Below are 26,981 nucleotides of genomic sequence, written 5' to 3'. Positions count from 1 at the left end.
TTGTTTGGGTATAAATAATTTCGCTATTATAGCGCAGTCCCGAGTGCGGCTAACAGTAAAAAGCCAATTATCACTGCTTTTTTTGCATTTAATTAGAAAAAGCGTAAAATACGCGCCCTCAATATGTATTATGCGCCGGATTTACGATTCGGTTACCGCCAATAACGGCTAAAGCAAAATAGGAATCACCATGACTGCTGTCCATAAAGACAATGTAACCAGCGAGCACTTTGTTGTATGTGCACTTTATAAGTTTGTTTCTTTACCTGAATACGAAGCCCTACGCCAACCATTGTTAGATGTGATGGAAGCCAATGAAGTACGTGGTACTTTATTAATTGCCGCAGAAGGTATCAACGGCACAGTTTCTGCCAAGCGTGAAGGCATTGACAACCTTTTAAGCTGGTTAGACAGCCAACCAAACCTTGATAACATTGTTAGCAAAGAATCATTTGATGATGAATGCCCGTTTTACCGTACTAAGGTAAAACTAAAAAAAGAAATTGTCACAATGGGTGTTGAAGGGATTGATCCGCTGAAAGTGGTTGGCAGTTATGTAAAACCACAAGATTGGAATGCATTGATCTCAGATCCTGAGGTTATTTTAGTTGATACCCGTAACGATTATGAAATCGAAATTGGTACTTTTCAAAACGCAGTAGACCCAAATACTAAAACATTCCGCGAGTTTCCGCAGTGGGCGAAAGAAAACCTCGATCCGAGCAAACATAAAAAAGTAGCTATGTTTTGTACTGGTGGTATTCGCTGTGAAAAATCAACTGCTTACATGAAAGAGCAAGGTTTTGAAGATGTGTACCATCTTGAAGGCGGTATTTTAAAATACCTAGAAGAAGTGCCAAAAGAAGAAACCATGTGGGAAGGTGAGTGCTTTGTATTTGATAATCGCGTAGCAGTCGATCACGACCTACAAAAAGGCTCATACGATCAATGTCATGCGTGTCGTATGCCAATCACTGAAGAAGAAAAACTCAAACCAGAGTACATGGAAGGTGTCTCGTGTCATCATTGTATTGATGATGTTACCGACGAACAACGTGAACGATTTGCTGAGCGTCAAAAGCAAATTGAATTAGCGCAAGCTCGTGGCGAAGGCCATATTGGCAACGAAGCACAAGCCGTTTTACAAAAGCGTAAAGAAGCTAAAAAAGCGCAAAAAGACGCACAGCGTAAAAAGTAATTTAGTAGAGCTATTACTATCGTTTTATAAAGCCTCAGCGTTGTCTGGGGCTTTTTTAAGGTAACCAAGATTGAATAAATTTTAATCATTAGGTTTTTATTGCACGATAACAGTCTCCATTCATAAGGTAAGATATTATGTTTCGAATCATCTCAATCTTTGCAGCTATGCTGCTTTCAACTAATTCTTTTGCTGCAAGTACAGCACAAGAGCTTTTTTCAACAATAAACTTGCGCTTGAGTTACATGGAAGATGTTGCGCTTTATAAGAGTAATAATAACCAAGCCATTGAAGATAAAGAGCGTGAGCTAATTGTTATTAACAATGCAAGTTTGTCAGCAGAAAAACAAGGCTTAAACAAAGAAAGTGTCCTCGCGTTTTTTCGTGCCCAAATATCTGCGGCTAAGGCTATACAATACAGATACCGCGCTGACTTGCTTAGTAAGCCAACAGATAAAGAGCCTAGAAATTTAGATACTGTTATCCGTCCTGCACTGATAAAGCTAGGGAAAGACATCAATATTGAACTTACACAGTATTTACGTCATGGAGGCGTTTTTTCACAGCAAGAATTTAAAGTTTTTGAACGCACACTAAATTCTCGATATTTAACACGAGCAGACAAAGAGATGTTATTTAACGCCTTGATTGAAATCAGGCTTCAATAATATAAATTTTTATACTAGCAGGTAAGCGTTAATCTGTAACAATGGGACAGGCACAAATTTTTAAAAATCATAGCTTTAAGCACAGTTATTACATCAGTGATTAAGCTATTAGTATTTTATGATTCGAGCAACAGCAACTTTATTGATTTAGTATTCAGATCCGGTTATTAGCATTGCGTTTTTCGCTGCGTGCGTCGTGCATTTTTATGTGGTGAAAACCTGTTTTAGGTAAATAATTGTGATAGGTGTCATCTTAAGTTCTAAATAAGCGTGTTAACACGGTGATGTTTTTATTAAATCACCATGTATACATGCCAACTTTAGATTAATGTTTTTAAATGCGCTTCGGCGGCATTGGTGAGCTGTTCAGGTGTCATGTCTTTAGCGTTATCTACAGCAATAGTGCATTGCTCTAGTGTGTACACATCTTTTTTATACATAAAAATCAGCGGCTCACAACCGTCCTCTTTAGCTTTTGCTGATGTCCAATAAACGGCTGAAAATTCAACATTGCCATGTTCGTAAGACTCAACGCTAACTTCTCCGCTGTGATCGAATTGTAGTTGTTTAGAAAGCTGTTCACTAATGTTGATCAGGTTGACCAAAAATACGGCTTCTTGGTGTGTAATACCATGTATATCGGTAAATTTTTGCTTAAACATAATTGTCCTTTTAAATATAAACTAGCAGGGGGGACCCTAATAAAAACTATTGTTGCATACTATACCTGTTTGCCCACTTACTCAAAAGTACTTAGCAATAAATTAGATATTTTGGACCACTTTCAGGGTTTATTAATCCGTAAATTCAACAATTTTTAGTTCTAAAAGCTCAAACTATCATTATGAGTAAATTTAAGACAATACCTTATTCTGATCAATTAGGCTGTTTATGTATAGGGTCTTTATAGCTAGTTAGCCTCTTAGTATTAAATACAATGCTATAGTTACTTTCCCCTATAAAGGTATTTCAACGTATTGTTTTGACAGTTAATCGAACTAGACTTTTTATTGATCAAAACACTGTTACACTGCGTACCATAATGGAAATAATAATTAATTAGGTGATCTTTTTGAAATTACGAGTTCTTTTAGTCAGTGTTTTTATTACTTGTTCAGCGGTAATGCCATCGGCATTTGCTGCTAATGTAATTGTTGAACCTGTTGCGATGGAACGTGCAAAAGAGCAAGTTCAAGCGGTTGGTAATGCCGAAGCGATTCGCTCTGTTATCCTCTATCCTGCAGTGGGGGATAAAGTGACGGCTGTGCATTTTAAACCCGGTGATCAGGTAACCGCAGGAGCTATTTTATTAGAGCTCGATTCGCGCAGACAAAAAGCGGCGCTTAATGAAGCGAAAATAAAACTTGCAGATAGTGAACGAATACAAACACGTTTACAGCAAAGTCACGCTAAAGGCGCGGTGCCAAAAAGCGATCTAGATGATGCAAAAACCGTGTATGAGTTAGCTATGGTTGCGGTGACTAAAGCCGAAACCGAATTAGAAGATCGCCAAGTACGAGCACCTTTTAGTGGCACCATGGGGTTAACGGATGTCGAAGTTGGCGATCGAATTACCACTCAAACAGCCATCGCCAGTATTGATGATACTCGTTCGTTATACATTAATTTTAATGCACCAGAGTCAGCTATTTCAATGCTCAGAACTAGCGGTAACGTGACTGTGATGCCGTGGCAAGGAAGCGATGCGATAAATGCGCAAGTCGCTTATCTTGACTCACGCATTGATCCACAAACACGTACGCTGCGTGTCAAAGCAAAACTGGATAATGCACAAGCACAATTTTTACCGGGTATGAGTTTTAGAGTACATATTGAGGTATTAGGGCAGAGTTTAGCTGCAGTGCCTGAAGCTGCGCTTTTATGGGGGGCAACTGGCCCCTATGTATGGAAAAGTGTTGAGCAAAAGGCAACTCGAGTTGATGTTAAAATCCAGCAACGTTTAGCGGGTCGTTTGCTCGTATCTGGGCCTTTAAACGAAGGCGATATTTTGGTAGTTGAAGGCGTACAACGTTTACGCCCAGCGCAAGAGCTTAATTATATCAAGCCGCTTGCAGCAGCGCAGGAGTAGGTATGAAACAACAACCTATGATGCAAGATCTCCCTTCAATGGCCATTCGCCGCCCAGTGCTTATTGTAGTACTTAATTTACTGATCATTATTGCGGGTATTGCAGCCATTGCTGGGGTTGAAGTTCGTGAACTGCCTGATGTTGATACGCCAAGGATCACGGTGTCGGCTTCATTTCCTGGGGGCTCTCCAGAGACTGTTGATACCGAAGTAACCAGTAAACTTGAAGGGGCGGTAGCCCGCGTAAGTGGTGTAAAAACCATTCGCGCACAAAGTGAAGAAGGCAATGCACGGATTGTTGTTGAGTTTCGTGCTGGTGTTGACCTTGATGATGCTGCGAATGAAACCCGTGAGTCGGTAGCACGTGTACAACGGGAGTTGCCAGAAGAAGTTGAGCGCGTTTCTATTATCAAGGCTGATAATGATGCTGAGGCGGTGGTATCGCTAACCGTATCAAGCGATACCATAGCCCTTGAAGCGTTGACTGAACTGGTTGAGGTTGATTTAGCACCGCAGTTTTTAACCATTCCAGGTGTGGCCGATGTACGTTTAAATGGTGACCGAAAACGTGTTTTACGGGTGCGTCTTGATCCACTTAAATTAACCAGTTTTAATTTAACCGTTCCTGATGTAGCCCAAGTACTGCGCCAAGCGCCATTTGACGTACCTGCCGGTAGTTTGAAATCGACGGATCAACAAATTATAGTGCGCGCAGATGCAACCTCAATTACCGCTGAGCAAGTGGCCGATATTATTATTCGTGATGGTACGCGTATTGGTGATATTGCGGCGGTGTATTTTGGTCCTGCGGATCCTCGCTCTATGGTGCGCTTAAACGGCCAGCCAGTGATTGGCATGGAAGTTATACGTCAAGCACAGTCAAATACCATTGAAATATCTGACGAAGTATTAAGTTTATTAGCAAAAATGCAAACGCGTTTTCCGGAGCTGAAATTTACTTTAACTTCCGATGATGCCCAATTTATCAGGAGCTCAGTTGATGAGGTGATTTACTCACTGGTGTTAACTGTGCTGCTGGTGATCATTACATTATGGGTATTTATCGGCTCTTGGCGCGCGACTTTAGTGCCTGCATTTGCAATTCCTGTTGCCTTGGTTGGTTCATTAGCGTTGATATGGGCACTGGGTTTTTCAATCAATATACTTACTTTGCTGGCATTAGTGTTAGCAACGGGGTTGATTGTTGATGATGCGATTGTGGTCAGCGAAAACATTCAACGTCAACGCGGTTTAGGCCTTGGCCGCCGTGCTGCTGCGGTAATTGGCACGCGAGAAGTGTTTTTTGCTGTTGTCGCAACGACAGCGGTGTTAGCGGCGGTATTTGTTCCTATCGCATTTTTACCCTCAACAGCAGGGCGATTATTTAGAGAGTTTGGTGGGGTACTTGCGGGAGCGGTGATCATTTCAAGCTTTGTAGCGCTTTCATTAGTGCCAGCGCTCACCTCAAAGCTAAAACTCAAACAAGGTGGTAAACACCCATTTGCTAAAATAGGTCATTGGCTTGCTAATATTTATACTAAAACCATTCATTGGGTGCTTGATCATGCGTGGCTTACGTTTATAGCTAGTATATTAGTCGCTGCGGGTTCGGGTGCTTTGTATCTCAATTTAGATAATGAATTACTGCCTTCAGAAGATCGCGGAAAAATACGTATCTTTGCTCGGGGCCCTGACGGTGTTGGTTTGAATTTTATGGACCGTCAAGCAATGCAAATGGAAGATATTTTGCTGCCGTATGTGCAAAGCGGCGAAATTGAATCTATTTATACTGTTGTAGGGCAGTGGGATCCAAATATAGTGTTTATTACTGTGCCTTTAAAACACTGGGATGAGCGTCATTTTTCACAGCAAGAGATCATTAATAAAATTCGCGGTCCGCTGGGTAATATTCCTGGGGCGGCAGGTTATCCGTCTGGGTCAAATAGTTTAAATTTACGCGGTCAAGGTGGCGGTATTGAGCTGGCACTATTAGGGCAAGATTACCTGCAGATTTATAAGGCCGCACAAGATTTTGCTGCCCAGGTTGAGCAGACTATCCCGTCGATTGACAACGTGCGTATTTCATATCAGCCATCACAGCCGCAATTGCGTGTTAATATTGATAGACGTCGTGCAGAGGAATTAGGAGTGTCACTGAGTGATATATCAATCACCTTGCGTGCTGCGATAAATGGCGATGATATTGCAGATTTAAATATTGGTGACCAATCGGTACCGATTATTCTGCAAGCACAAAATCAAACCATTAAAGATCCCAGTGATCTCGCTAATTTATATATCAGTGCAAATAACGGTCAGTTAGTACCACTGAGTAGCGTTGCAACCATTACAGAAGAAGGTGTTGCCGCCGAGCTTGAACGCCACGCACAGCGTCGTGCTATCGAGCTTGATATGGAACTGCCGGCGGACATGAGTATTGCACAGCTAGTATCGCAATTACGTGATATTTCAGAGCAAACGCTACCAAGTGGCATTAGCTTGGCATTTAAAGGTGAAGCTTTAACCTTTGAAGAAACTTCTAATGAAGTATTTATCACTTACATACTGGCATTTTTAATCGTATTTTTAGTATTAGCCGCACAGTTTGAAAATGTTAATAGTGCTGTGGTGGTGATGGTAACAGTACCGTTTGGTATTACATCTGCAATTTTAGCGCTGTATTTAACTGGTACTTCGTTAAATATTTACTCGCAAATAGGTTTGGTGATGTTAATTGGTTTAATCGCGAAAAACGCGATTTTGTTAGTTGAATTTGCTGACCAATTGCGCGACCAAGGTTTAACAGTTCGTAAAGCTGTAGAGCAAGCAGCATTAGTACGTTTAAGACCAATTACTATGACCTTGATATCAACCTTACTAGGTGCACTGCCGCTGATATTATCAACTGGGGCAGGTGCTGAGGCACGTAATGCGATTGGCTGGGTCGTGTTTGGTGGCTTGTCTTTAGCGGTGCTATTTACGCTGTACTTAACACCGGTAATTTACTTGGGCTTAGCACGCTTTACCTCACCTCGTGGTGATGAAAGTAAGCAACTTGCGCAGGAGCTTGATAAGGTAGAGTAAATCACAATTAAAATAGCCTAATTAACTATTTATCTTTGAAAAATAAGTTAATTAGGCTCACACTTGGGAAAGCTATCCCCAACAGGTTTTTTTTATGCAAGCCGAACAAGTAGAAATCGCGCAGTTTTTAGCACAACACCCGCCTTTTGACAGTCTACCGAGCAAAGCAATCAATGAGCTCGCGCAACAAGTTGAAGTCGCTTACTTTAGAGCGCACACCGATATTTTATTATTTGGTCAAGATATTGCTGATCTTTATGTGATCAGAAGCGGCTCTGTTGAAATGTATCGACGTAATGGGGAACTGGATAATCGTTTAACCACTGCCGGTATATTTGGGCAGATGGGTTTACTGATGAATCGCAAGGTGCGCTTTCCAGCTAAAGCACTTGAAGATACGCTAGTGTATTGCATTAATGTTGAACTATTTAACCGCTATTGCGACGAATTTGATTCATTTGCTGACTATTTTGAAACGGATGGTAATGTTCGTTTACATCAGGCAATTGTTGAACAAGCCGATGGTAATGATTTAACCACAGCAAAAGTAAAATCGCTGATCCACCGTGATGTGGTGACAGTTAATACTGATTCAACGGTGCAACAAGTTGCCCAGCTTATGACTGATGAATCGGTGTCATCGGTTTTAGTGACTGATAGTACTAAACCTATTAACGACGACCCAGAGGAAGATGATGGTCAAGTTGTTGGTATTATCACAGACAAAGATTTACGTACCAAAGTCATTGCCCATGGCCTTGCATTTGACACACCCGCGCATACGATAATGTCTACAAACTTGGTATTATTAGATGCCAATGCCTATGTTTTCGAAGCTGTACTTGCAATGCTACGTGATAACTTACATCACTTACCGGTGGTGCAAAAACGCCGTCCAATTGGGGTTATTTCTCTTTCTGATATTTTACGCTATGAATCACAAAGCAGCTTGCTATTAGTACGTGGAATACTTGCGCAGCAATCGATTGAAGATTTAACACACTATGCACGCCAGCTGCCGAATGTGTTTGTACGGATGGTAAATGAAGATGCAAACTCGCATATGATTGGCACGGCAATGGCTGTGATTGGCCGCACTTTTAAACAAAGGTTACTGGTATTAGCTGAAGAAAAGTATGGGCCGCCGCCGGTTGCGTACTGTTTTATCGCTTTAGGTTCAATGGCGCGGGATGAGCAACTCATTGTTACTGATCAAGATAACGCGCTCATTCTAGATGATGATTATGATGATGAACTTCATGATACGTATTTTCAAAATATTGCCGATTTTGTTTGTGATGGTTTAGCTCAATGCGGTTATACCTATTGTGATGGCGAAATAATGGCGTCATTTAAAAAATGGCGAAAAACACGTGCACAATGGTTTGAGCAATTTGCTCAGTGGATAGAGCTGCCTAAACCGCAAGCCTTACTAAATAGCTCCATATTTTTTGATTTAGACGGGGTGTGGGGTAAAACCAAATGGGCCGATGAGCTTAAAATATTTATTGCCAAACAAAGCAAAGTTAATCGCGTATTTTTAGCTAATATGGCTGCAAATGCTCGCAACAGAACCCCACCATTGGGGTTTTTTAAAGGCTTTGTTATGGAGCACAACGGTCAGCATAAACGTTCTATGAATTTAAAGCGCAGAGGCACAGCGCCGCTTTCAGATGTTATTCGTGTTCACGCATTGGCGGTTGGATCACGTAAGCAAAACTCGTTCGAACGCTTAGAAGATATTATTGAAGCCAAGCTCCTACCGCAAGGCAAAGCACAAGATTTGCGAGATGCGCTAGAATATATTGCCATGATGCGGATCCGTCACCAAGCATGGCAAATTGAACAAGGGGAAGAACCCGACAACGATTTAGACCCTCATTTATTATCGCCTTTTGAGCAGCGTAACTTAAAAGAAGCTTTTGCAATTTTAGAAAAAGCACAAAGCTATTTGAAATTTAGTTACTCAGCAAACTCTGGGGTAAAGTAATTTATGGCTTTCAAAAAGCAAGCAATGATTGACTGGGCAACACGCTATAAAAATTTATTAAGCGGCGCTCAAAATGACACTATCAAACGTTTTTATGGAGCTGCTTTTAGCGATAAATTCGCAGCAATTAAAGATGTGCCATTTGTTGCAATGGACTTTGAAACAACCGGTTTAGATAGCACTAGTGATGATATTGTCAGCGTTGGTTTAATTCCTTTTAATTTACAGCGTATATATTGCAAAGATAGTCGCCATTGGGTGGTGCGCCCTAGGCGTAATTTCAACGAGGGATCCATTGTAATACATGGCATAACGCATTCAGAAATTGACGATGCCCCGGATTTTAATCATATTATTGAGCCATTATTGCAAGCACTCAGTGGTAAAGTGGTTGTTGTACACTATGGCGCGATTGAGCGGCACTTCTTAAATACTGCACTGTTACTTAGGCTTAACGAGGGGATCAACTTTGCTTTGGTTGATACCATGGAAATTGAACGAAAAGCCTTAAAAGCAAGGCAGGGTTTGCTAGGTTGGTTATTTAATTCTAAGTTAGGATCGCTTAGATTAGGTGATTGTCGCCAGCGCTATTCGTTACCTGTGTATAAAAACCATAACGCTTTAACTGACGCTTTAGCAACGGCTGAACTGTTACAAGCACAATTGAGTCACCATTACCGAGAAGATACACCGATCTCGCAGTTATGGAGTTAAAAATTTCTTAACCTGAACTTTGGCTAATAAGCTTAAATAAAAAAACGCCGCAAATTTGCGGCGTTTGTGGTTTTAAATAGCGTTTATTTAGCCGGTAACGGCTCAGTTCTCAGACCTAAAATAAGGCTTAAACACATAAACAGCAAGACGATTGTAAATGGTAAGCCGGTAGAGACCGCACCTGCTTGCAGTGCTTCGATTGCTTGTGTACCACCAATCCACAGTAGCGCGGCTGCGATAGCACCTTCAATAGATGCCCAAAATATGCGTTGTGGTACTGGCGCATCAATTTTCCCGCCAGCAGTGATAGAGTCTATTACTAATGACCCTGAATCAGATGAAGTGATAAAAAACACTAAAACTAATAGCACAGCAATTACAGACAAAATCTTAGACATAGGTAATTCATCTAGCATTTGAAACATAGCCATCGGGACATCGGTTAAACCATTTAGGCCAAGTGCGCCAACACCATTGACTACTTGATCAATTGCGATACCGCCGTAAATTGACATCCATAATACTGTAACCAATGTTGGAATAAGTAATACCGCAATCAAAAATTCACGAATAGTACGACCGCGTGATACGCGAGCGATAAACATGCCTACAAACGGTGACCACGAAATCCACCAAGCCCAGTAAAATACAGTCCAGCCATGCATCCATGTTTCGTCTTCACGGCCATGTGGATTACTTAATGGAATGATATTTTCTACATAACCCATAAAGGTGGTAGGAATATTACCCATCGCAACAGCAAAGCCAACTAAGCAAACAAATACCAATAGGGCAAAAGCAATTAGCATGTTGATATTACTAAGGAGTTTTACACCGCCATCAATGCCGCGCACAACGGAAATAATAGCCAGTAGGGTAACGCCAACAATAACGAGTATTTGTGAGCCAATGCCACCTTCGAGACCAAACACGTGGTTTATCCCCGCAGACGCTTGCTGAGCGCCTAACCCCAATGATGTTGCCAAGCCAAATAAAGTTGCCAGTACTGCTAAAATATCAATGATATGACCAGGCCAGCCCCATGCTTTATCGCCCAATATAGGGTAAAAAATTGACCGGATAGACAGTGGTAAACCTTTGTTATATGTAAAGAATGATAGTGATAAGCCAACTACAGCATAAATAGCCCAAGGGTGCAGGCCCCAATGGAACATAGTTGCCCCCATTGCCAGTTTTGCAGCTTCTGGGGTGTTGGCTGTTACATTCAGTGGTGTTTCATACCAACCAGTAAAATATGCAACCGGTTCAGCTACCCCCCAAAACATTAAGCCAATACCCATGCCTGCGGCGAATAACATAGCGAGCCATGAAACACGAGTATATGAAGGCTTAGCATCACTGCCTCCTAAACGGATCTTTCCGTAAGGAGAAATAATCAGTGCTAAACAAAAAATAACGAAGAAGTTTGCAGCCCACATAAACAAGGCATCAAAATTATTAATTATATCGAGTTTCACACCATCAAGTGCTGCTTTTGCAGTTTGTGGATCGGTAGCGAGAATGGCGATTAAAAAGATGACAATCAGGCCCGCGCTGATGCCAAAAACAGGGTTGTGTATATCAAATCCCCATTTTTGCACGTTATCCTGACCTACGGTGTAATCCGTATTGTCGATACTATATTTGTCATGATTTTCGCTCATGCAATACCTCTTTTGTTGTCCTAACAAGCTGCTTGTTACCAGCAACATACCTAATTTAATTAGTCTAAGTAACTTGAAGCTTCGGATAATAAATCACTATGTTAGTAAATTTTTAAAGCAAAGTTCAGGTTAGGTAATAATTGATACTTTAATTTATTTGAAGACTAACTAATTTAAAAGATGATCATACAGCTACTAGTGTATGAGTTAAATACCAAATGTAAATGATTTTGTTGTTAAATAGCGGCTTATATGGCCATTGTAACCATTTTTATGTTTTTATATAAAAGTACATAATTCGCAAAAGGTCAAAAATTAGTTTGATTGTTAAAGTAATCGCGGCTGTTTTTTGTGGTTAATTGAGCTATTATTTTTTGTAGTTGTAAAAGGCAGTTGCACGAGATTGACGTTTTATAGTCGCAGTAATGAAAGCGTAATATGAATATGATTTAACATTAGGTGAGGTATATCATTGAACAGTAGCGATAAGGAATTTAGTCATTACTATGAGTAACCATGGCAAAGAGAACACTAAAAACACGGCTGATGAGCATCAATTAGTCCATCATTACCAGCGTGTTCGACGCCAAAGCGTGACGTTAATAAACTCGTTATCAGCAGAAGACTGCCAATTACAAGCTATGGCAGATGTAAGCCCTAGTAAATGGCACCTTGCGCACACAACGTGGTTCTTTGAAACTTTTTTGCTAATTGCACATAGCTCTCACTACACAGTATTTAATCCTAACTTTAAAACTTTATTTAACTCATATTATAACGGTATAGGTGAACAATTTAAGCGTGCCTGCAGAGGGAGTTTATCGCGGCCTAGTTTAGATGACGTGATTACCTATAGAGAATATGTAGACCGGGCGGTGATTGGATTACTGAGTGCACCGTGTAGCGAGTCAATAAAGCAAGTTATTGAATTAGGACTTAACCATGAACAACAGCACCAAGAACTAATGCTGATGGACATTCAATATAACTTTTCAGTTAATCCGTTGTTTCCTGCTTATTGTGACACTAACAACAACCGTATAGAAAATCCTGTTACGCAAGCCAGTCCTCTTAGCTTTGTGGCATTCTCAAAGCATACTGCACATATTGGTGCAACTGAGCAAACGTTTAGCTACGACAATGAACGGCCAACTCATCAAGTGCTTATTCAGCCATTTAAATTTGCTAACCGGCTAACTACCAATGGTGAGTATTTAGCGTTTATACAAGATGGTGGTTACCAAAACCCAGAGCATTGGCTCAGTGACGGTTGGGCGCAGATAAATAATGCTCGGCAAACTGCGCCACTCTATTGGCATAAAGTAAATAATGAGTGGTTTGAATTTACATTAGCTGGCTTACAGCCTTTGGCGCTAAATGAGCCGCTAAGCCATGTTACCTTTTACGAAGCAAACGCTTTTGCACATTACTCACAAGCGCGCCTCCCAACCGAATTTGAATGGGAAAGCGTGGCTAACAGTAATGCGGCGCAAACTATCATCCAGCTGACAGACAACTGTTGGCAGTGGACAAACAGTGCCTATTTACCGTATCCAGGCTTTAAGCCAATAGCAGGCGTGGCAGGGGAATACAATGGTAAATTTATGGCGAACCAAATGGTACTGCGCGGTGGCTGTAAACTTACCCCACAAAATCATTTAAGACTAACTTATCGCAATTTCTATTATCCACACCAAGCGTGGATGCGCAGTGGTATTAGACTCGCTAAGGATTGAGCATGAGCCAAATAACAACATTAACGACAATCGACATTGATAACCGCTTTTTAAACGATGTTATTGCGGGACTGTCACAGCAACAAAAGAATCTACCCTGTAAATATTTTTATGATGATAACGGGGCCGCTTTGTTTGAGCAGATCACTGAGCTTGATGAGTACTACGTGACACGCACAGAGCTGAGCATTTTAACCAAGCACAGCCAAGCAATTGCCAAGTTGCTTCCTGATAACTTATCAATCATAGAGCCGGGCTGTGGCTCGGGTAAAAAAATTGCTTATTTGTTAGCGCACTTAGTGAATGTGAAAAGTTTTGTGCCATTTGAGATCTCTAATGAAATGCTTAATTACTCACTGGCCCATTTATCTCCATTATTTCCTGAGTTAGCTATTTCGCCGTTGTTGGGGGATTTTACTCATAGCCAAATGGTAAAGCAGTTAAGCCGTGAAACACAATTGGATAGCCAAACGAATCTCGTGTATTTTCCAGGCTCAACAATAGGCAATTTTTCACCACTAAAAGCCATTGAGATCATGAAAAATTTCCATCGGTTATGTGGTATTAACGGTTATGTATTGATTGGCATTGATTTACTCAAAGACCGTCAAGTATTACTTGATGCTTATGACGATAAACAAGGCGTCACTGCGGCATTTAATAAAAATCTGCTCCAGCGTATTAATGCTGAGTTAAATGCTGATTTTGATCTTAGCCAGTTTAATCACCAATCACGGTTTAATGAAAAGCTAAGCCGTATTGAAATGCATTTGATCAGTCACTGTGATCAAACAGTCACCGTCAATGGCGAATCATTTAGCTTTTCTCAAGGTGAGAGCATCCATACAGAAAACTCCCATAAATACGCACTACAGGCATTTACTCAACTTAGCGCCCAAGCTGGATTACGTTTAGAGCAAACGTGGCAAGACGAGCAGGGTTATTTTGCATTGTGTTTATTAAGGCCAATTTAAACAATGCACAGTCCATCATTTATTATTTAACTGTACTTAGCTAAAAATGCTGCGCAAATTGATTTTTTAATAGTATAAATACTACATTAAACCTACGGCTGCTGGTGTAGCCATTATAAAACCTTATTACGAAGAGGTTAGTGTGGACCGTTCTACTAAATTAAAAACGATTGCAGCACATTTATTTGCACAACGCACAAGTGCAGCGCCACAATCAGATTTACCGCCACAATTAGCATTAACAAGCACTGAAGATAGTTTAGCTGTTCAACAATTGATGATTGCATTAAACAAGGGCCAAGTATTTGGTTGGAAATGCCTATTACCACTTGATAACGGTGCGATTATTTTGGCTCCAATATTAAAGCCGCCGCAATCATTTGCACAAATCTGCACATTATATACTGAACAAAACAAGGCACGGATAGAGCCTGAAATTGCTTTTGTGTTTGCGCAAAATATGCCAAAGCAGGCCAGCTATAGCGAAGCTGAAATTGACCACGCGGTGAGTGACACGCATATGGCACTTGAGCTGATCCAAAACCGTTTCTCTACAGCTTATCAAGCAAATCACTTTGCAAAGTTAGCGGATGGTTTAAGTAACCAAGGGGTGTTACTTGGTCCTAAAATTAATAAGCAAGCGGCTTATGATGCGGCACATATTACTATCGCGATAACACAAAATAATCGCTGTCATAGCTATCTTGGCAAGCACCCATGTGGTCTGGCACAAACACCAATCTATTGGGCATTAAATTATCTGGCTAAGTGTGGGATCACGCTCGCTGCTGGCCAAATTCTCATAACAGGCTCATATTGTGGTGTTATTGAGTTAGACACTGATGTTGATACTGAAATTGACTATGCAGGGCTTGGAAAATACACCGTCAAATTTAGTGGCTTAACTGATAATGACATTACAGTTTTTTAAACGGTAATTAATGGTTGCTCCGGCAACAGAATCTTGGAAAAGCTGGCCATATGTTTGTTCAGTGTATTGTTTGATTATCGGGGCAATAATGCTGATGGCTGAACCAGTAGCGCTATCTTCATCCACGCCATAATAAGGAGCAAAATATCGAAAATGCCACTGTGTGGTTTGATTAGCTGTTTGGCGTTGTTGCAATACAATCACTGCATTTGGGTAGTATTGTAATTGTGCTGTATTTATCGCGAGTGTTTCTAAAGGCAGAACACTGTTAATCATCACAGTACTGTAGCCGTTAATTTCTGCTGTTTTATAGCTTTGCACTATTGAGGTAGGAATGGCTTGTTGCAGCAGAACCTCTGTTTGTACCTCGGTGCTATCAATGGTGACTAATTCTAGTTGCAGTGCGCGTTGATGTATTCTGGTTTCAAATACTTCCCCTGTATTTGTATAAAAGGTGTTTGGGCTAAACCCTTGCCATTTTTGTAAAAACAGTGCAGCGGCGAGTGTCCCATGACCACAGCGGCTGATCTCATGGCTGTGATTAAACCAACGAATAGGGCATCGATTTTTTTTGATATTGGCTTGATTTAAAAATACGGTGGCAGGCTGAGCGGTGTTTTTTGCAATGCGCTGCATTAGTCGAGTTGTTAACCCGGTTTTATAAATAACAATTAACGCAGACGAACCTTTACAGCGTCTCGCTGTATCGTTAAAAACTTGCTCAATAGCAAAAGACTGCACAAAGCGCGGGGCTTTGTGCAGTCTGTGAGTTAATGCCAGATTTAATAAGCGACTAGGCTTATTATTTCTTTTGTGCATAGGCGTCGTTATGAATACCTGCGGCACGACCTGATGGATCGGCATTATTTTGAAATGATGCATCCCATAATAACGCTTCAGGTGTTGAACAGGCGACTGACTTACCATGTGGTACGCATTTGGCGGCTGCATCACCTGGGAAGTGAGATTCAAAAATAGTACGGTAGTAATACGCTTCTTTTGAATCAGGTGTATTAATAGGGTATTTAAATTTTGCGTTTTCAAGCTCTTGATCGGTTACTTGCTCGTTTACAAACTCTTTTAATGTATCAATCCAGCTGTAGCCTACACCATCCGAAAACTGCTCTTTTTGACGCCATAACACTTCATCAGGTAAGTAGCCGTCAAAGCCTTCACGTAAAATATGCTTTTCAATTTTGCCATCTTTACACATTTTAGCTTCAGGGTTGATACGCATAGCAACATCAACAAACTCTTTATCAAGGAAGGGAACGCGGGCTTCTACACCCCATGCCGCCATTGATTTATTTGCGCGTAAGCAATCAAACATGTGTAGTTTAGATACTTTACGATTTAATTCTTCATGAAACTCTTGTGCATTTGGTGCTTTATGAAAGTACAAGTAACCACCAAATAGCTCATCAGCGCCTTCACCAGAGAGCACCATTTTAATACCCATCGCTTTGATTTGGCGAGCCATTAAGTACATTGGCGTCGAGGCACGAATAGTGGTTACATCGTAGGTTTCAATGTGATAAATAACTTCACGTAGGGCATCAATCCCTTCTTGAATCGTAAATATAATCGGGTGATGAACAGTTCCTATCATATCAGCTACTTTTTGTGCAGCCGCTAGATCTGGGGAGCCCTCAAGGCCAACCGAGAAAGAGTGCAGTTTAGGCCACCATGCATCGCTTTCATCATTATCTTCAATACGTTTTGCTGCAAAACGTTGGGTTATAGCTGAAATAACGGATGAATCTAAACCACCTGACAACAACACGCCATAAGGTACGTCACACATTAGCTGACGTTTAACGGCGGCTTCAAGTGCATCTTTGACGTCTTCGGCTTTTGCGCTGTTATCTTTAACTGCATCGAAGCTTTGCCAATCACGGGCATAATATGGGCGCAATTGACCATCTTTACTCCATAAAAAATGTCCAGGAGGAAATTCTTCAATATGCTTACAGATTGGTGAAAGTGCTTTTAGCTCTGAGGCAACATAAAAGTTACCGTGCTCATCGTGGCCTGTATAAAGTGGAATAATACCAATATGGTCACGGCCAATTAAATAAGCGTCTTGTTCTTCGTCATATAAACAAAAAGCAAAAATACCGTTCAGATCATCTAAAAATTCAGGCCCTTTCTGTTTGTATAACGCTAAGATAACTTCACAATCTGATTGAGTTTGAAAAGTGAAATCGGTTTCAAGGTTAGCGGCAAGTTCTTTGTGATTATAAATTTCGCCATTAACCGCTAGAATATGAGTTTTTTCAGGGTTGTATAAAGGCTGCGCACCGCTTGATACACCAACAATGGCTAAACGTTCATGCACTAAAATCGCTTTCTCAGATGAATATACACCAGACCAATCAGGCCCGCGGTGACGTAATAATTTTGACATTTCAATTGCTTGCGTACGCAATGGAGCGGGATCAGACTTTATATCTAATACACCAAAAATTGAACACATAGTAACTCCTCATTCCTATCATGTGTGTTAGTTAGGTCATAATACCTAACCATTCACGTTTGTTTTAACAGAAATAATTAACTAAGTCACATAGCTTTTACAATATTTTCAGAATAATTTATGCACCAGCATGGCCGCTGATGCACCAAATTGATCAGTGGGTGGTGCCAGCCGCGACTTTCACATCTTGTTTTGCAACAATAGCTTCGTTGATCATTACTTTTAACGCGCTTAGCACGGTTTCTTCGCTCATACTCGGTGCGCCATTATGGTGCACAGCTTGGCTTGGTAAATAAGGGATATGTACAAAGCCCCCTTTGATGTGTGGTTCATGCTCATTGATATGATGTAATAGACCATACATAACGTGATTACACACATATGTACCCGCTGTATTAGAAATGGCGGCTGGGATCTCACTTTGTTGCAGTGCTAATAACATGCGTTTGATAGGTAATTGTGCAAAATAAGCGGCAGGAGCATTTTTGACGACGGGGTGATCAATGGGTTGCTTTCCTGCGTTGTCTTTAATTCGGGCATCATCAATATTAATCGCGATACGCTCTATGCTTATTTCACTGCGGCCACCGGCTTGGCCGATACATAATACTAGAACCGGATGATGCTGCTCTATGGCTTTATAAAGCACCTCTAATGAGGTATTAAACTCACACGGTAGCTCAAGGGCTATTACTCGGTGCTTAGCGATTAAATGTTCGTCGAGTTTGCTTACCGCTTGCCACGACGGATTGAGCGATTCGCCGCCAAATGGTGCAAACCCAGTTATCAATACGCAGGGCATGCTTGATGTCAGTTTAGTCATTAAAAATCACCATATACATTAAAATAATATTGACCGTTAATAAGGCCAGCGCAGTAGGTATTTGCACCTTTATAACATGGTATTTGTCTTTTAGGTCGAGTAATGCCGCTGGAATGATATTAAAGTTTGCTGCCATTGGCGTCATTAACGTTCCACAGTAACCACTGTACATCCCAATTGCTACCAGTGGTGCGGCGCTGGCGCCATGACCTTCGATTAAAAAAGGCATAGCAATACCCGCAGTCATTACCGGAAATGCAGCAAACGCATTTCCCATCACCATGGTAAATAACGCCATGCCAACACAATACAGCACCACCAGCATAAAACGATTCTCTGGCGCTATAAATAAAGTAACCAACTCTTTAATTGAGTCTCCTGTTTGCGCCACAATAAACACGCCACCAAGCATTGCTAGCATTTGTGGCAGTATTGCTGCCCAACCGATAGAATCTAGCAGCCGACGGGATTCAGTGACAGCTTCAATCGGATTTCCCCCAGTAATTTTCCAGCCAATAAGTAGCGCAGACACACACGCTATAGTGAGCGATGCGAGAGTTAAATGACGTTGATCAAGTAAGTAATAATCACCAATTGCGATACCATCAAAAGAAACAGTCAGTAATACCGTGATCACGGGTATCATTAATGCGGGAACAAATAATTTATTGCCTAGGCGAGAGGCCGATTGTGTTTGTTGCTGCTCAGTGAGTGGTTGATAACTGCCCATGCTTACTAGGTTTAAACCCGCTAATAGGGCAATTAATACTACGCTCACACCAACCCATAAATAAGTGTTGGCTTTGCCGAACAAGGCAATAGATACATCACCAAATAAAAAACTGCTACCAAATAACAACCAAAATAATGCTGTGGTGAGCCTTTTTGGATGGTTTGTGTCTTGCAGCGTTCGAACAACTAAAAACATCACAACGAGACCAATTAATAAATAAATGTTCTCAATGGTGATAATTGTAGCGTTTGAGTTAGTTACATCGGTTGTTAGTACTTTACTCATCACACTTCCTGCTGTTTGTAGTGAGCAACAGCCAGAGCTATTTTTGCTTCTAAACGAGATAATCTAAATAAATGAATAATGAGTGCGGCAATGGCGGTCGGAATAGCCCATAAACCAATATGCAGCGGTTCAATACCGGCAATGCCGTTTTCCTTTAAGAAGGCATCCATCAATAGTACAGCACCAAAAGCAATGAAAATGTCTTCTCCAAAGAACATCGCAATATTATCAACGGCAGCTGCATGGGCGCTGATCATGTCTTTTATGGGTTTTGGCAGCTCACCGTGTTTATTGGTCGCGGCACCTAATGCCATGGGGGCTAATAATGGACGAACAGTTTGTGCTTGACCGCCAAGGCTTAATAACCCAAGGGCTGCTGAGCATTCTCGAACAATAAAATACAGGGCTAATATACGTGCGCTGGTGGCACTTTGAATTTGTGCAATCCAGTTTTTCGCATGCTGTTGTAAACCATAGCGCTCTAGCAGTGCGATAACGGGTAAAATAAGAATAAAGCTGGCCAGTTGACGAGAGTTCATAAACTTCTCGCCAAAGGTTTGCAAAAGGGTGAGGATATCTAAATTTACCGCCCAACCAGTTGCAAGGCCAGCAACGGTTACTACAATCAGTGGGTTAAAGCGCAAGGCAAATCCTAGCACAACCACTGGAATGCCAATTAATGGCCAATAATTAAGATCAAACATCATAGTTCCTACACTGTGCTGTGTTTATTATTATTTATTAAGCTGAGCTTTTATTTAGTGATTGGTTATCTGATGCTCAAGTTTTTTAGTGCAATAGTCAATTGTTGTAGGTGAGCGTCAAGTTTTCGCTGCGCAGTATTTGCAGCTGCTAGGTTGACGAATTCAAATATTACAAAGTCACCAGGTTTAAGTTGTGCAAATTGGTGTTGATCCGCACTTATTATAGTACCAAGTAGCGGGTATCCTCCGGTTGTTTGGCCATCATTTAGCAATACGATAGGCTCACCACTGGGGGTTAGTTGGATAGAGCCCGGGCTAACAGCTAAAGAAGGCAATGAATGTGTATGCATTAATTGATTATGCTCAGTACTGAGCCTTACTCCCATACGATTACTTTGCGGACTGACTTGCCATTTCGTCTGGGCAAAAAAATCACTAAATTGTTGTGATAGTAATTGTTGATGTGGGCCTGAATGGACGCGGATCACACTGCGCTTAGCGGGGGCAATCGCACCACGTTGCGGCCAATTGCCATCAAATGGCGTGATTGGGACTTGATCATTGGCTTGTAAAGGCGCGCCCGTTAGGCCGCCAAAACCTGCTGCAATATCGGTGGCTGTTGAATTCATCACTGCATGACAATCAATGCCGCCTTTAATTGCGAGGTAGCTGCGAAAACCTTGCCGAGCGGTGGCAAATGTCAGTGTTTGTCCTTGCTCTACTGGGTAACTCCAGCCGGGATAAATACTTACTCCATCAAGCTTTGCTTGCATATCAGCGCCATGCAGCGCAATAACAGTGGCACATTGAAACTGTAATTGCGCTAAGCCTAAAGTGATCTCAATAACACTTTGATTGTCATCATTGCCCACTAAACGATTGGCAATGATCATTGCATAAGGGTCAAGCGCACCAGATTGGGCAATTCCTAAATGACGATAGCCATGACGACCAAGATCTTGAATCGTCATTTGCATTCCGGGCTTTATTACGGTGATCATAATACCGACTCCTTAGTAACAAATTGCAACGTATCGCCCGGTTGTATTGCGCATGGTGGAGTATTTTCACTGTCAAATAATGCAAAATCACTGTGGCCGATAATATGCCACCCACCGGGCGAATCAGCTGGGTAAATCGCGGTTTGATTAGCGCCAATGGCAACCGAACCTTTGGGCACTCGAGTTCGCGGCTGTGCTCTGCGCGGAGTATGTAATTGACTATTCAGACCGTGCAAATATGCAAAGCCTGGCTGAAAGCCTAAAAACAATACTTGATAATGCCCTTGGCTATGTATATCAATTACTTGTTGTAGCGATAAATTGTGATACTCAGCTACATAGTCTAGATCTGGGCCATAGTCACCACCGTATTGGGTAATAATTTTATGATGCTTACCCTGATAGTCGTGCGGATTTATATTTGCCCACCAAAGTGCTAACTGAGCTTGCCAGTGAGCAAGCGAAGTAGGGTCTATTAAATAAACTGTCAGCGAGTGCATTGCGGGTACTACATCTATAAAGGCGTCGCTGGTGTTGCATTGTTGCACTAGTGCCCAGATTTTTTTTTGAATGCTCAGACTGTCATCGTTTAGGGCAGTGGCATCAAGCAATATGCTGTTATTACTGAGGACACTAATAGTTGGAGAGATAGTTTGTTGATCCATAGCCAAATGTATTTATTATTCTTGAATACCTCAAACTAGCATATAACGTATGAAATGTTTATAGCGATGCGACTAGTTAACAATCTTGCAATATTTGCAGCGTTCTAATAAAGCAAAATGGATGGGTACAAAAAGAAAAATTAAACTTTGCAGCATGGCTTTGCGTACTAAGTATAGGTCGATTGATAAAGCAGAATAAGCGACAAGGTTTTTGATCTGTCAGCCTTTATTAAATGAATTCGTTTTACCTCATTGCAACGCATAGCTTAAGTTGGATTCGCTACCGAAGTGATAATGAGCGATAAAATAACCCACATGGCTGAAATAATATGTTCTGCTTCAAGGTCTACTAAAATGAAGCAACAAATAGAATGAGGTAGAGTATGTTGGTAGCAAAGAATTGGCTTAAATTGACCACTTTAACAGTTTTGTTCAGTGCGGCAAGTTATGGTGTTTCCCTTAACAATGAAAAAGATAATGATATTCAAGCAACAATGCATTTAGAAACCATGGTACTTGGTTCTGGTTGCTTTTGGGGGGCAGAAAAACGTTATGAAGCGCTTGCTGGAGTAATTGATGCAAAGTCAGGCTATGCCGATGGTAAGGGTTTTAAAGCAACTTATCGTAATATTACCCAATCATCGCGCAAGTTCGATGAAAATAATTACGCTGAAGTTGTAGAGGTTACTTACAATAGCAATATAATCAGTGCTGCAACGTTATTAAAAAGTTATTTTGAAAGTCATGATCCAACGCAAAAAAATCGCCAAGGAAATGATATTGGCACGCAGTACCGTTCAATTATTTTAACTACTACTGAGCAACAAGCTGCACTGGCTGAAGAATTAAAACAGCAGTATCAAGATAAACTAACCCAAGCTGGGTATGGCTCTATAAAAACCATTATAAAACCATTAACGGCATTTTTTCCGGCTGAGGAGTATCACCAAGACTACTTAGTTAAAAATCCTAATGGCTATTGCCCTGATCATTCAACAGGCGTTGTATTTGAAAAACGCAGTGATGATAAAGTTGATAATACGGCTTTACTTGCAGGAAAGCAGATAGTGATCATTGATTCACGAGATTATTGCCCTTATTGTGAAAAACTCAAAAAAGATGTGTTAAATGATTACCAAGGCACCATTGCCGTCACTTATCGTAAAGCTGATCAACTTGATGGTTTAACGATTAAATCAGCGACCTGGGCCACCCCAACAATCTTATTTTTAGAAGATGGTAAAGAGGTTTATGGTCGCCAAGGTTATGTGTCTAGCGAAGAGTTTTATAAAGCACTTGGCGCATTTAAATTAGGGGATAGTGAAGCATATACAGTGGCATTTAAGGCCCGTACAGATAGTCCGTTTTGTAAACAGTACGATATTTTTAAAAATACCCCAGACGGTATTTTTATAGACAAACTCAGTGGTGTACCACTGTTTGATACTCGGGATCGGTTTAAATCGGGCACCGGGTGGTTGTCATTTACTCACCCCATCAAAGACAGCGTGACCATGCATGAAGACAATAGTTACGGTATGCAACGTATTGAAATTAAATCTAAATCTACGGGTATTCATTTAGGGCATTTGTTCCCAGGTGAAGGCCCAAAAGGTGAAGATCGTTATTGTATCAATGCAACTGTGTTAGATTTTGTTGCTCGCAAAGACACCTAACAGTTTATAATAATGGCTGAGGAAATTGCAGAGTAAGGCTTCAAAATATACTATTTTGATTACGATAAACCCATTGAGCTGGGTTTATCGTATTTAATGAGTTGTATATCAAATTATAAGAGTACAATTAATGTCGGATCATCACTGTTATTGGCTTTATTTTAAGTGTTTAAATGTGTCTAGCAGCCATTTTATAAATAGCTCAAGCTGTGCATTTGCCTCGCCAGGGTAGTGCTGTACTAAATAGTATTTATCCTTGGTCACTAATGGTTCATCAGTAAAGTTGCATAACCAGCCTTCGTCAAACCATGTTTGACTAATTGGCAAAGGAATTAGCGCTATTCCCATACCTTGTTGCGCCGCGCGAGCAACACCAAACATACTATCTACTTGTATAATTTGCTTGGGTGAAAAGTCATCAAGGCCTGCATGTTCAGCCCATTGATGCCAAGCCCAAGGACGCGCTTTATGCAAAATTAACGGCACTTGTTGTAATGCTTCGAGTGGCTTTTTGTGCCACTGTTGCCAATTTTCTTTATTACAAGCCGGTGTGTATTGTAATGAAAACAGCTCGTGAACAACACCTTCAATTGGCTTCGAAGACGACAGCACAATAGATAGATCACTTTGTTTTGTTAACTCTTTACGCGTTTTCATGGTGTTTAGCTGTAAATTGGTTTTAGGGTGCTCAACAGTCCACTCGCTCAGTTTCGGCATTAATAACTCACTGGCAAAAAACTCTGGCAAAGTAATGCTGATGGTTATATTTTCTTGCAGCTGACTAAATTCGTTAATGGTTTTTTCGAGTGCTTTTATAAGTGGTGATACCGAGTCATAAAAGTTTTTCCCCGCAGCTGTAAGTCTGATCGAGCGTGTTTGGCGTTCAAACAGCTCAATCCCTAACTGTTCTTCTAGTTGCTTTATCTGATGACTAACTGCAGATGGAGTCAAATAAAGCTGATTGGCGGCTTCTTTAAAGCTTAGCGTTCTTGCCGCAAAACAAAATGAACGTAATCCTCTAATAGGTGTTTGCATAGTCGATGTTAGTAATTCTCAATAACGTTAGTTAAGCAATTATTATCCCAATTTGCAAAAAACCTCTGCTTAAAGTATGGGAATAGGTAATATTTGCCAGAATGCCTAATAAATAGACTTTATTGGATTGTTTAATCTGCTATAAGTATTTAAATAGCTAATATATTAAGTTATTTCCGTTGCTTATTAAATTATATGTTTAAGCAATTTCAGTGATTTTCACAATCATGGGGCATTATACGCTATTTGTGTGACAAATTGGTGCAGCCAAAAAAAATCCCTCTTGCGAGGGATGCAACTCTTGTAATGAACTTTGAAGGGGCAATTTTAGTGTAATTGTGTGACGTAATAATACCTATTTGTGTACAAAAATAAAGTGGAGATATGAAGCACAACCAATCTTGATTAGACATTAATGTAACAAAACACAATAATAGTAGAAAAATGAAAAAGGATTTACTGATAATGTTTTGTACAAATTGTGGAAAGGAAAACCAAGATTCTAATAAGTTTTGCTTTAATTGTGGCCTTAGCTTAAAGGAAGTAATTACATTTAAAGCCTCTTGTACTAGTGAGCCTAAGAGCACTCACAATAATTTTCCATTAGTAACTATTCCGCAAAATAAACACTTCAATAAAGCCGTTATAGTTTTTATATTCTTGTTAGTTATTGCTGCTTTAGCCCCAGATAAAGAAGAAAGTGAATTTTACTCAGCTGAAGATAAATCAAGACTCTGTAGAGCTTATATAGGAACAGTTTTTCATAAACCATTTACTCATGTTTCTGCATACAATCAGCATGGTAATCATACCTATGTTGAATATACTAGAAACTCTGATATGACTAATTGGCAATATGTTTGTAATGTTACTGATAAGGAAATTGTATGGGCAGGATGGCAAAGTGATTTAAATGATTGGGGGCGTTGGAGGTATGAAGAACTAGGTAAATTGTCATATCGAGAAGATGAGAATATTGTAATAATTTCAGGTAAGAAAATAGATGTTACGAGAGTCTATTTGATGGATTGATAAGCAACAGGATAAAAAAAATCCCTCTTGCGAGGGATTTTGGGTAACTCAGCGCCATTGGCACTGGGAATGAGGTCGGTACAGGGTGGACCTGAGCGTTAAATTAAAAAACCATCTCAGGGATTTCACCATCAACAAGTAATTTACCTGCTGTTTTACTAATAATTTCATCAACTGACACGCCCGGTGCGCGTTCTAAAAGATGAAATGCGCCGTCTTTGACTTCTAACACGGCTAAATCTGTTACTATTTTCTTCACACAGTTAACACCAGTTAAAGGTAAAGAGCAACTTTCTAGCAGTTTCGAGTCACCATGTTTACTTGCATGGGTCATAGTAACGATAATATTTTTTGCACCAGCGACAAGGTCCATCGCGCCGCCCATGCCTTTGATCAATTTTTTAGGGATCATCCACGATGCGATACTACCGTTTTGGTCAACTTCAAATGCACCTAGAACAGTTAAGTCTACATGACCTCCACGGATCATTGCAAAACTATCTGCACTATTAAATATGGCTGCGCCTTTAGCTGCTGTCACGGTTTCTTTACCCGCGTTGATCATATCTGCATCAAGCTCTGCTTTAGTAGGGTATTGCCCCATGCCTAGTAAGCCATTTTCAGACTGTAACATCACCTCAATGTTATCAGGTACGTAGTTTGCCACTAACGTAGGAATACCGATACCGAGGTTAACGTAATAACCGTCTTGTAGTTCTTGTGCAACGCGCATTGCGACTTGTTCACGTGATAATGCCATAATTATTGCTCCTTAATCGCGAGTGGTTACACGTTCAATGCGTTTTTCAAAGTTACCTTTGATCACGCGATTAACAAAAATACCAGGGGTGTGAATTTGGCTTGGCTCAAGTTCGCCTGGTTCAACAATTTCTTCAACTTCAGCAACGGTAATTTTACCTGCTGTTGCGGCCATTGGGTTGAAGTTCATCGCCGTGTGTCGAAACACTAAATTACCATAACGGTCCGCTTTCCATGCTTTTACAATGGCAAACTCACCAGTGATTGATTCTTCTAAGATATAAGGGCGTCCGTTAAATTCTTTTACATCTTTACCTTCTGCCACAGGCGTACCGTAACCTGTTGCTGTATAAAAAGCAGGAATGCCAGCACCACCGGCACGCATTTTTTCAGCCAGCGTACCTTGCGGAGTAAGCTCTACATCAATTTCGCCGCTCAACAATTGCTGTTCGAATAGGGCATTTTCACCCACGTAGGAGGCAATAATTTTTTTAATTTGCTTGTCGTGCAATAAAATACCTAAACCAAAATCATCTACACCGCAGTTATTCGATACCACAGTAAGTTCTTTGGTTTGTTTACGTTTGATTTCGCTGATCAACCCCTCAGGGATACCGCATAAACCAAAACCACCAGCGATAATGGTATCGCCATCTTTTAAGCCTTCCATTGCAGCTTCATAACTTGAAACCACTTTATCGAAACCGGCCATGGGCCCACTCCTTATTTGTAATTATATGACTAC

General features: G+C 40.8%; 23 protein-coding genes. 11 read left to right on the top strand and 12 right to left on the bottom strand.

Going from position 1 to position 26,981, the window contains the following annotated elements; translation table 11 throughout:
• The first annotated feature begins 190 nt into the window (after positions 1-190).
• Both trhO and aroQ read left to right on the top strand, forming a co-directional pair.
• On the top strand, positions 191-1,198 hold the full coding sequence (gene trhO, locus PSR9079_RS16560; RefSeq protein WP_149982481.1) for an oxygen-dependent tRNA uridine(34) hydroxylase TrhO: 1,008 nt from the start codon (positions 191-193) through the stop codon (positions 1,196-1,198).
• Positions 1,199-1,335: 137 nt separating this feature from the next.
• A complete protein-coding gene (gene aroQ / locus PSR9079_RS16555; protein WP_149982480.1) occupies positions 1,336-1,866 on the top strand; it encodes a gamma subclass chorismate mutase AroQ in 531 nt (176 codons plus the stop codon).
• A gap of 320 nt (positions 1,867-2,186) precedes the next feature.
• On the opposite strand, the gene PSR9079_RS16550 is transcribed toward aroQ, so the two are convergent.
• On the bottom strand, positions 2,187-2,528 hold the full coding sequence (locus tag PSR9079_RS16550) for a hypothetical protein (protein WP_149982479.1): 342 nt from the start codon (positions 2,526-2,528) through the stop codon (positions 2,187-2,189).
• A 410-nt stretch (positions 2,529-2,938) separates the two neighbouring features.
• Here PSR9079_RS16550 and PSR9079_RS16545 point away from each other — a divergent pair, with 410 nt between their 5' ends.
• From PSR9079_RS16545 to PSR9079_RS16530, 4 genes are all read left to right on the top strand, one after another.
• The gene (locus tag PSR9079_RS16545; RefSeq protein WP_179959207.1) at positions 2,939-3,955 is read left to right on the top strand and encodes an efflux RND transporter periplasmic adaptor subunit; all 1,017 of its coding nucleotides are present in this window, start codon (positions 2,939-2,941) and stop codon (positions 3,953-3,955) included.
• A 2-nt stretch (positions 3,956-3,957) separates the two neighbouring features.
• Positions 3,958-7,038, top strand: coding sequence for an efflux RND transporter permease subunit (locus PSR9079_RS16540; RefSeq protein ID WP_149982478.1), 3,081 nt, complete (start codon positions 3,958-3,960; stop codon positions 7,036-7,038).
• A 94-nt stretch (positions 7,039-7,132) separates the two neighbouring features.
• A complete protein-coding gene (locus PSR9079_RS16535; RefSeq protein ID WP_145233241.1) occupies positions 7,133-9,028 on the top strand; it encodes a DUF294 nucleotidyltransferase-like domain-containing protein in 1,896 nt (631 codons plus the stop codon).
• A gap of 3 nt (positions 9,029-9,031) precedes the next feature.
• Positions 9,032-9,742: a 3'-5' exonuclease gene (locus PSR9079_RS16530; protein ID WP_145233243.1), complete on the top strand. Its 711-nt coding sequence runs from the start codon at positions 9,032-9,034 to the stop codon at positions 9,740-9,742.
• Positions 9,743-9,825: 83 nt separating this feature from the next.
• On the opposite strand, the gene PSR9079_RS16525 is transcribed toward PSR9079_RS16530, so the two are convergent.
• Positions 9,826-11,406: a BCCT family transporter gene (locus tag PSR9079_RS16525; RefSeq protein ID WP_149982477.1), complete on the bottom strand. Its 1,581-nt coding sequence runs from the start codon at positions 11,404-11,406 to the stop codon at positions 9,826-9,828.
• 506 nt (positions 11,407-11,912) lie between these two features.
• Between PSR9079_RS16525 and egtB the strand changes: the two genes are divergently transcribed.
• The 3 genes from egtB to PSR9079_RS16510 all read left to right on the top strand — a co-directional run bounded on the left by egtB (position 11,913) and on the right by PSR9079_RS16510 (position 15,047).
• A complete protein-coding gene (egtB, locus tag PSR9079_RS16520; RefSeq protein WP_149982476.1) occupies positions 11,913-13,142 on the top strand; it encodes an ergothioneine biosynthesis protein EgtB in 1,230 nt (409 codons plus the stop codon).
• Between the two features lie 2 nt (positions 13,143-13,144).
• Positions 13,145-14,116 carry an L-histidine N(alpha)-methyltransferase gene (gene egtD, locus PSR9079_RS16515; protein WP_149982475.1) on the top strand — a complete coding sequence of 324 codons (972 nt, stop codon included), beginning with the start codon at positions 13,145-13,147 and terminating at the stop codon, positions 14,114-14,116.
• Between the two features lie 142 nt (positions 14,117-14,258).
• Positions 14,259-15,047 carry a 2-keto-4-pentenoate hydratase gene (locus tag PSR9079_RS16510; protein ID WP_246175590.1) on the top strand — a complete coding sequence of 263 codons (789 nt, stop codon included), beginning with the start codon at positions 14,259-14,261 and terminating at the stop codon, positions 15,045-15,047.
• Here PSR9079_RS16510 and PSR9079_RS16505 read toward each other — a convergent pair.
• The 7 genes from PSR9079_RS16505 to pxpB form a co-directional block, all read right to left on the bottom strand.
• Complete coding sequence (locus PSR9079_RS16505) at positions 15,018-15,866, bottom strand: PhzF family phenazine biosynthesis protein (RefSeq protein ID WP_179959206.1); 849 nt, start codon at positions 15,864-15,866, stop codon at positions 15,018-15,020. The genes PSR9079_RS16510 and PSR9079_RS16505 overlap by 30 nt on opposite strands.
• Positions 15,850-17,523: an asparagine synthase B gene (gene asnB, locus PSR9079_RS16500; protein ID WP_145233255.1), complete on the bottom strand. Its 1,674-nt coding sequence runs from the start codon at positions 17,521-17,523 to the stop codon at positions 15,850-15,852. Before asnB ends, PSR9079_RS16505 begins: the two co-directional genes overlap by 17 nt.
• Before the next feature lie 154 nt (positions 17,524-17,677).
• Positions 17,678-18,346, bottom strand: a complete 669-nt coding sequence (gene pcp / locus PSR9079_RS16495; protein WP_149982472.1) for a pyroglutamyl-peptidase I — start codon at positions 18,344-18,346, stop codon at positions 17,678-17,680.
• On the bottom strand, positions 18,339-19,364 hold the full coding sequence (locus tag PSR9079_RS16490; RefSeq protein ID WP_149982471.1) for a DUF979 domain-containing protein: 1,026 nt from the start codon (positions 19,362-19,364) through the stop codon (positions 18,339-18,341). The genes pcp and PSR9079_RS16490 overlap by 8 nt, the downstream gene beginning before the upstream one ends.
• A complete protein-coding gene (locus tag PSR9079_RS16485; RefSeq protein ID WP_145233413.1) occupies positions 19,364-20,068 on the bottom strand; it encodes a DUF969 domain-containing protein in 705 nt (234 codons plus the stop codon). Before PSR9079_RS16485 ends, PSR9079_RS16490 begins: the two co-directional genes overlap by 1 nt.
• A 65-nt stretch (positions 20,069-20,133) precedes the next feature.
• The gene (locus PSR9079_RS16480) at positions 20,134-21,069 is read right to left on the bottom strand and encodes a 5-oxoprolinase subunit C family protein (RefSeq protein ID WP_149982470.1); all 936 of its coding nucleotides are present in this window, start codon (positions 21,067-21,069) and stop codon (positions 20,134-20,136) included.
• Complete coding sequence (gene pxpB / locus PSR9079_RS16475; protein WP_149982469.1) at positions 21,066-21,734, bottom strand: 5-oxoprolinase subunit PxpB; 669 nt, start codon at positions 21,732-21,734, stop codon at positions 21,066-21,068. The genes PSR9079_RS16480 and pxpB overlap by 4 nt, the downstream gene beginning before the upstream one ends.
• Before the next feature lie 383 nt (positions 21,735-22,117).
• On the opposite strand from pxpB, the gene msrA reads away from it, so the two are divergent.
• Positions 22,118-23,410: a peptide-methionine (S)-S-oxide reductase MsrA gene (msrA, locus tag PSR9079_RS16470; RefSeq protein ID WP_149982468.1), complete on the top strand. Its 1,293-nt coding sequence runs from the start codon at positions 22,118-22,120 to the stop codon at positions 23,408-23,410.
• Between the two features lie 156 nt (positions 23,411-23,566).
• Here msrA and PSR9079_RS16465 read toward each other — a convergent pair whose 3' ends face one another.
• Complete coding sequence (locus PSR9079_RS16465) at positions 23,567-24,445, bottom strand: LysR family transcriptional regulator (RefSeq protein WP_145233266.1); 879 nt, start codon at positions 24,443-24,445, stop codon at positions 23,567-23,569.
• Positions 24,446-24,889: 444 nt separating this feature from the next.
• Between PSR9079_RS16465 and PSR9079_RS16460 the strand changes: the two genes are divergently transcribed.
• Positions 24,890-25,477 carry a zinc-ribbon domain-containing protein gene (locus PSR9079_RS16460; protein WP_149982467.1) on the top strand — a complete coding sequence of 196 codons (588 nt, stop codon included), beginning with the start codon at positions 24,890-24,892 and terminating at the stop codon, positions 25,475-25,477.
• A gap of 103 nt (positions 25,478-25,580) precedes the next feature.
• Here the strand turns inward: PSR9079_RS16460 and PSR9079_RS16455 are convergent, their stop codons facing one another.
• Both PSR9079_RS16455 and PSR9079_RS16450 read right to left on the bottom strand, forming a co-directional pair.
• On the bottom strand, positions 25,581-26,237 hold the full coding sequence (locus PSR9079_RS16455; RefSeq protein WP_145233269.1) for a 3-oxoacid CoA-transferase subunit B: 657 nt from the start codon (positions 26,235-26,237) through the stop codon (positions 25,581-25,583).
• A gap of 12 nt (positions 26,238-26,249) precedes the next feature.
• The gene (locus tag PSR9079_RS16450) at positions 26,250-26,948 is read right to left on the bottom strand and encodes a CoA transferase subunit A (protein ID WP_145233270.1); all 699 of its coding nucleotides are present in this window, start codon (positions 26,946-26,948) and stop codon (positions 26,250-26,252) included.
• Positions 26,949-26,981 lie beyond the last annotated feature (33 nt).

Source organism: Pseudoalteromonas rhizosphaerae, assembly GCF_902498845.1.
In the GTDB taxonomy this organism is placed as follows: domain Bacteria; phylum Pseudomonadota; class Gammaproteobacteria; order Enterobacterales; family Alteromonadaceae; genus Pseudoalteromonas; species Pseudoalteromonas rhizosphaerae.
Note: the sequence above shows the minus strand (reverse complement) of the source record. Positions and strands in the feature narration are given on the sequence as shown.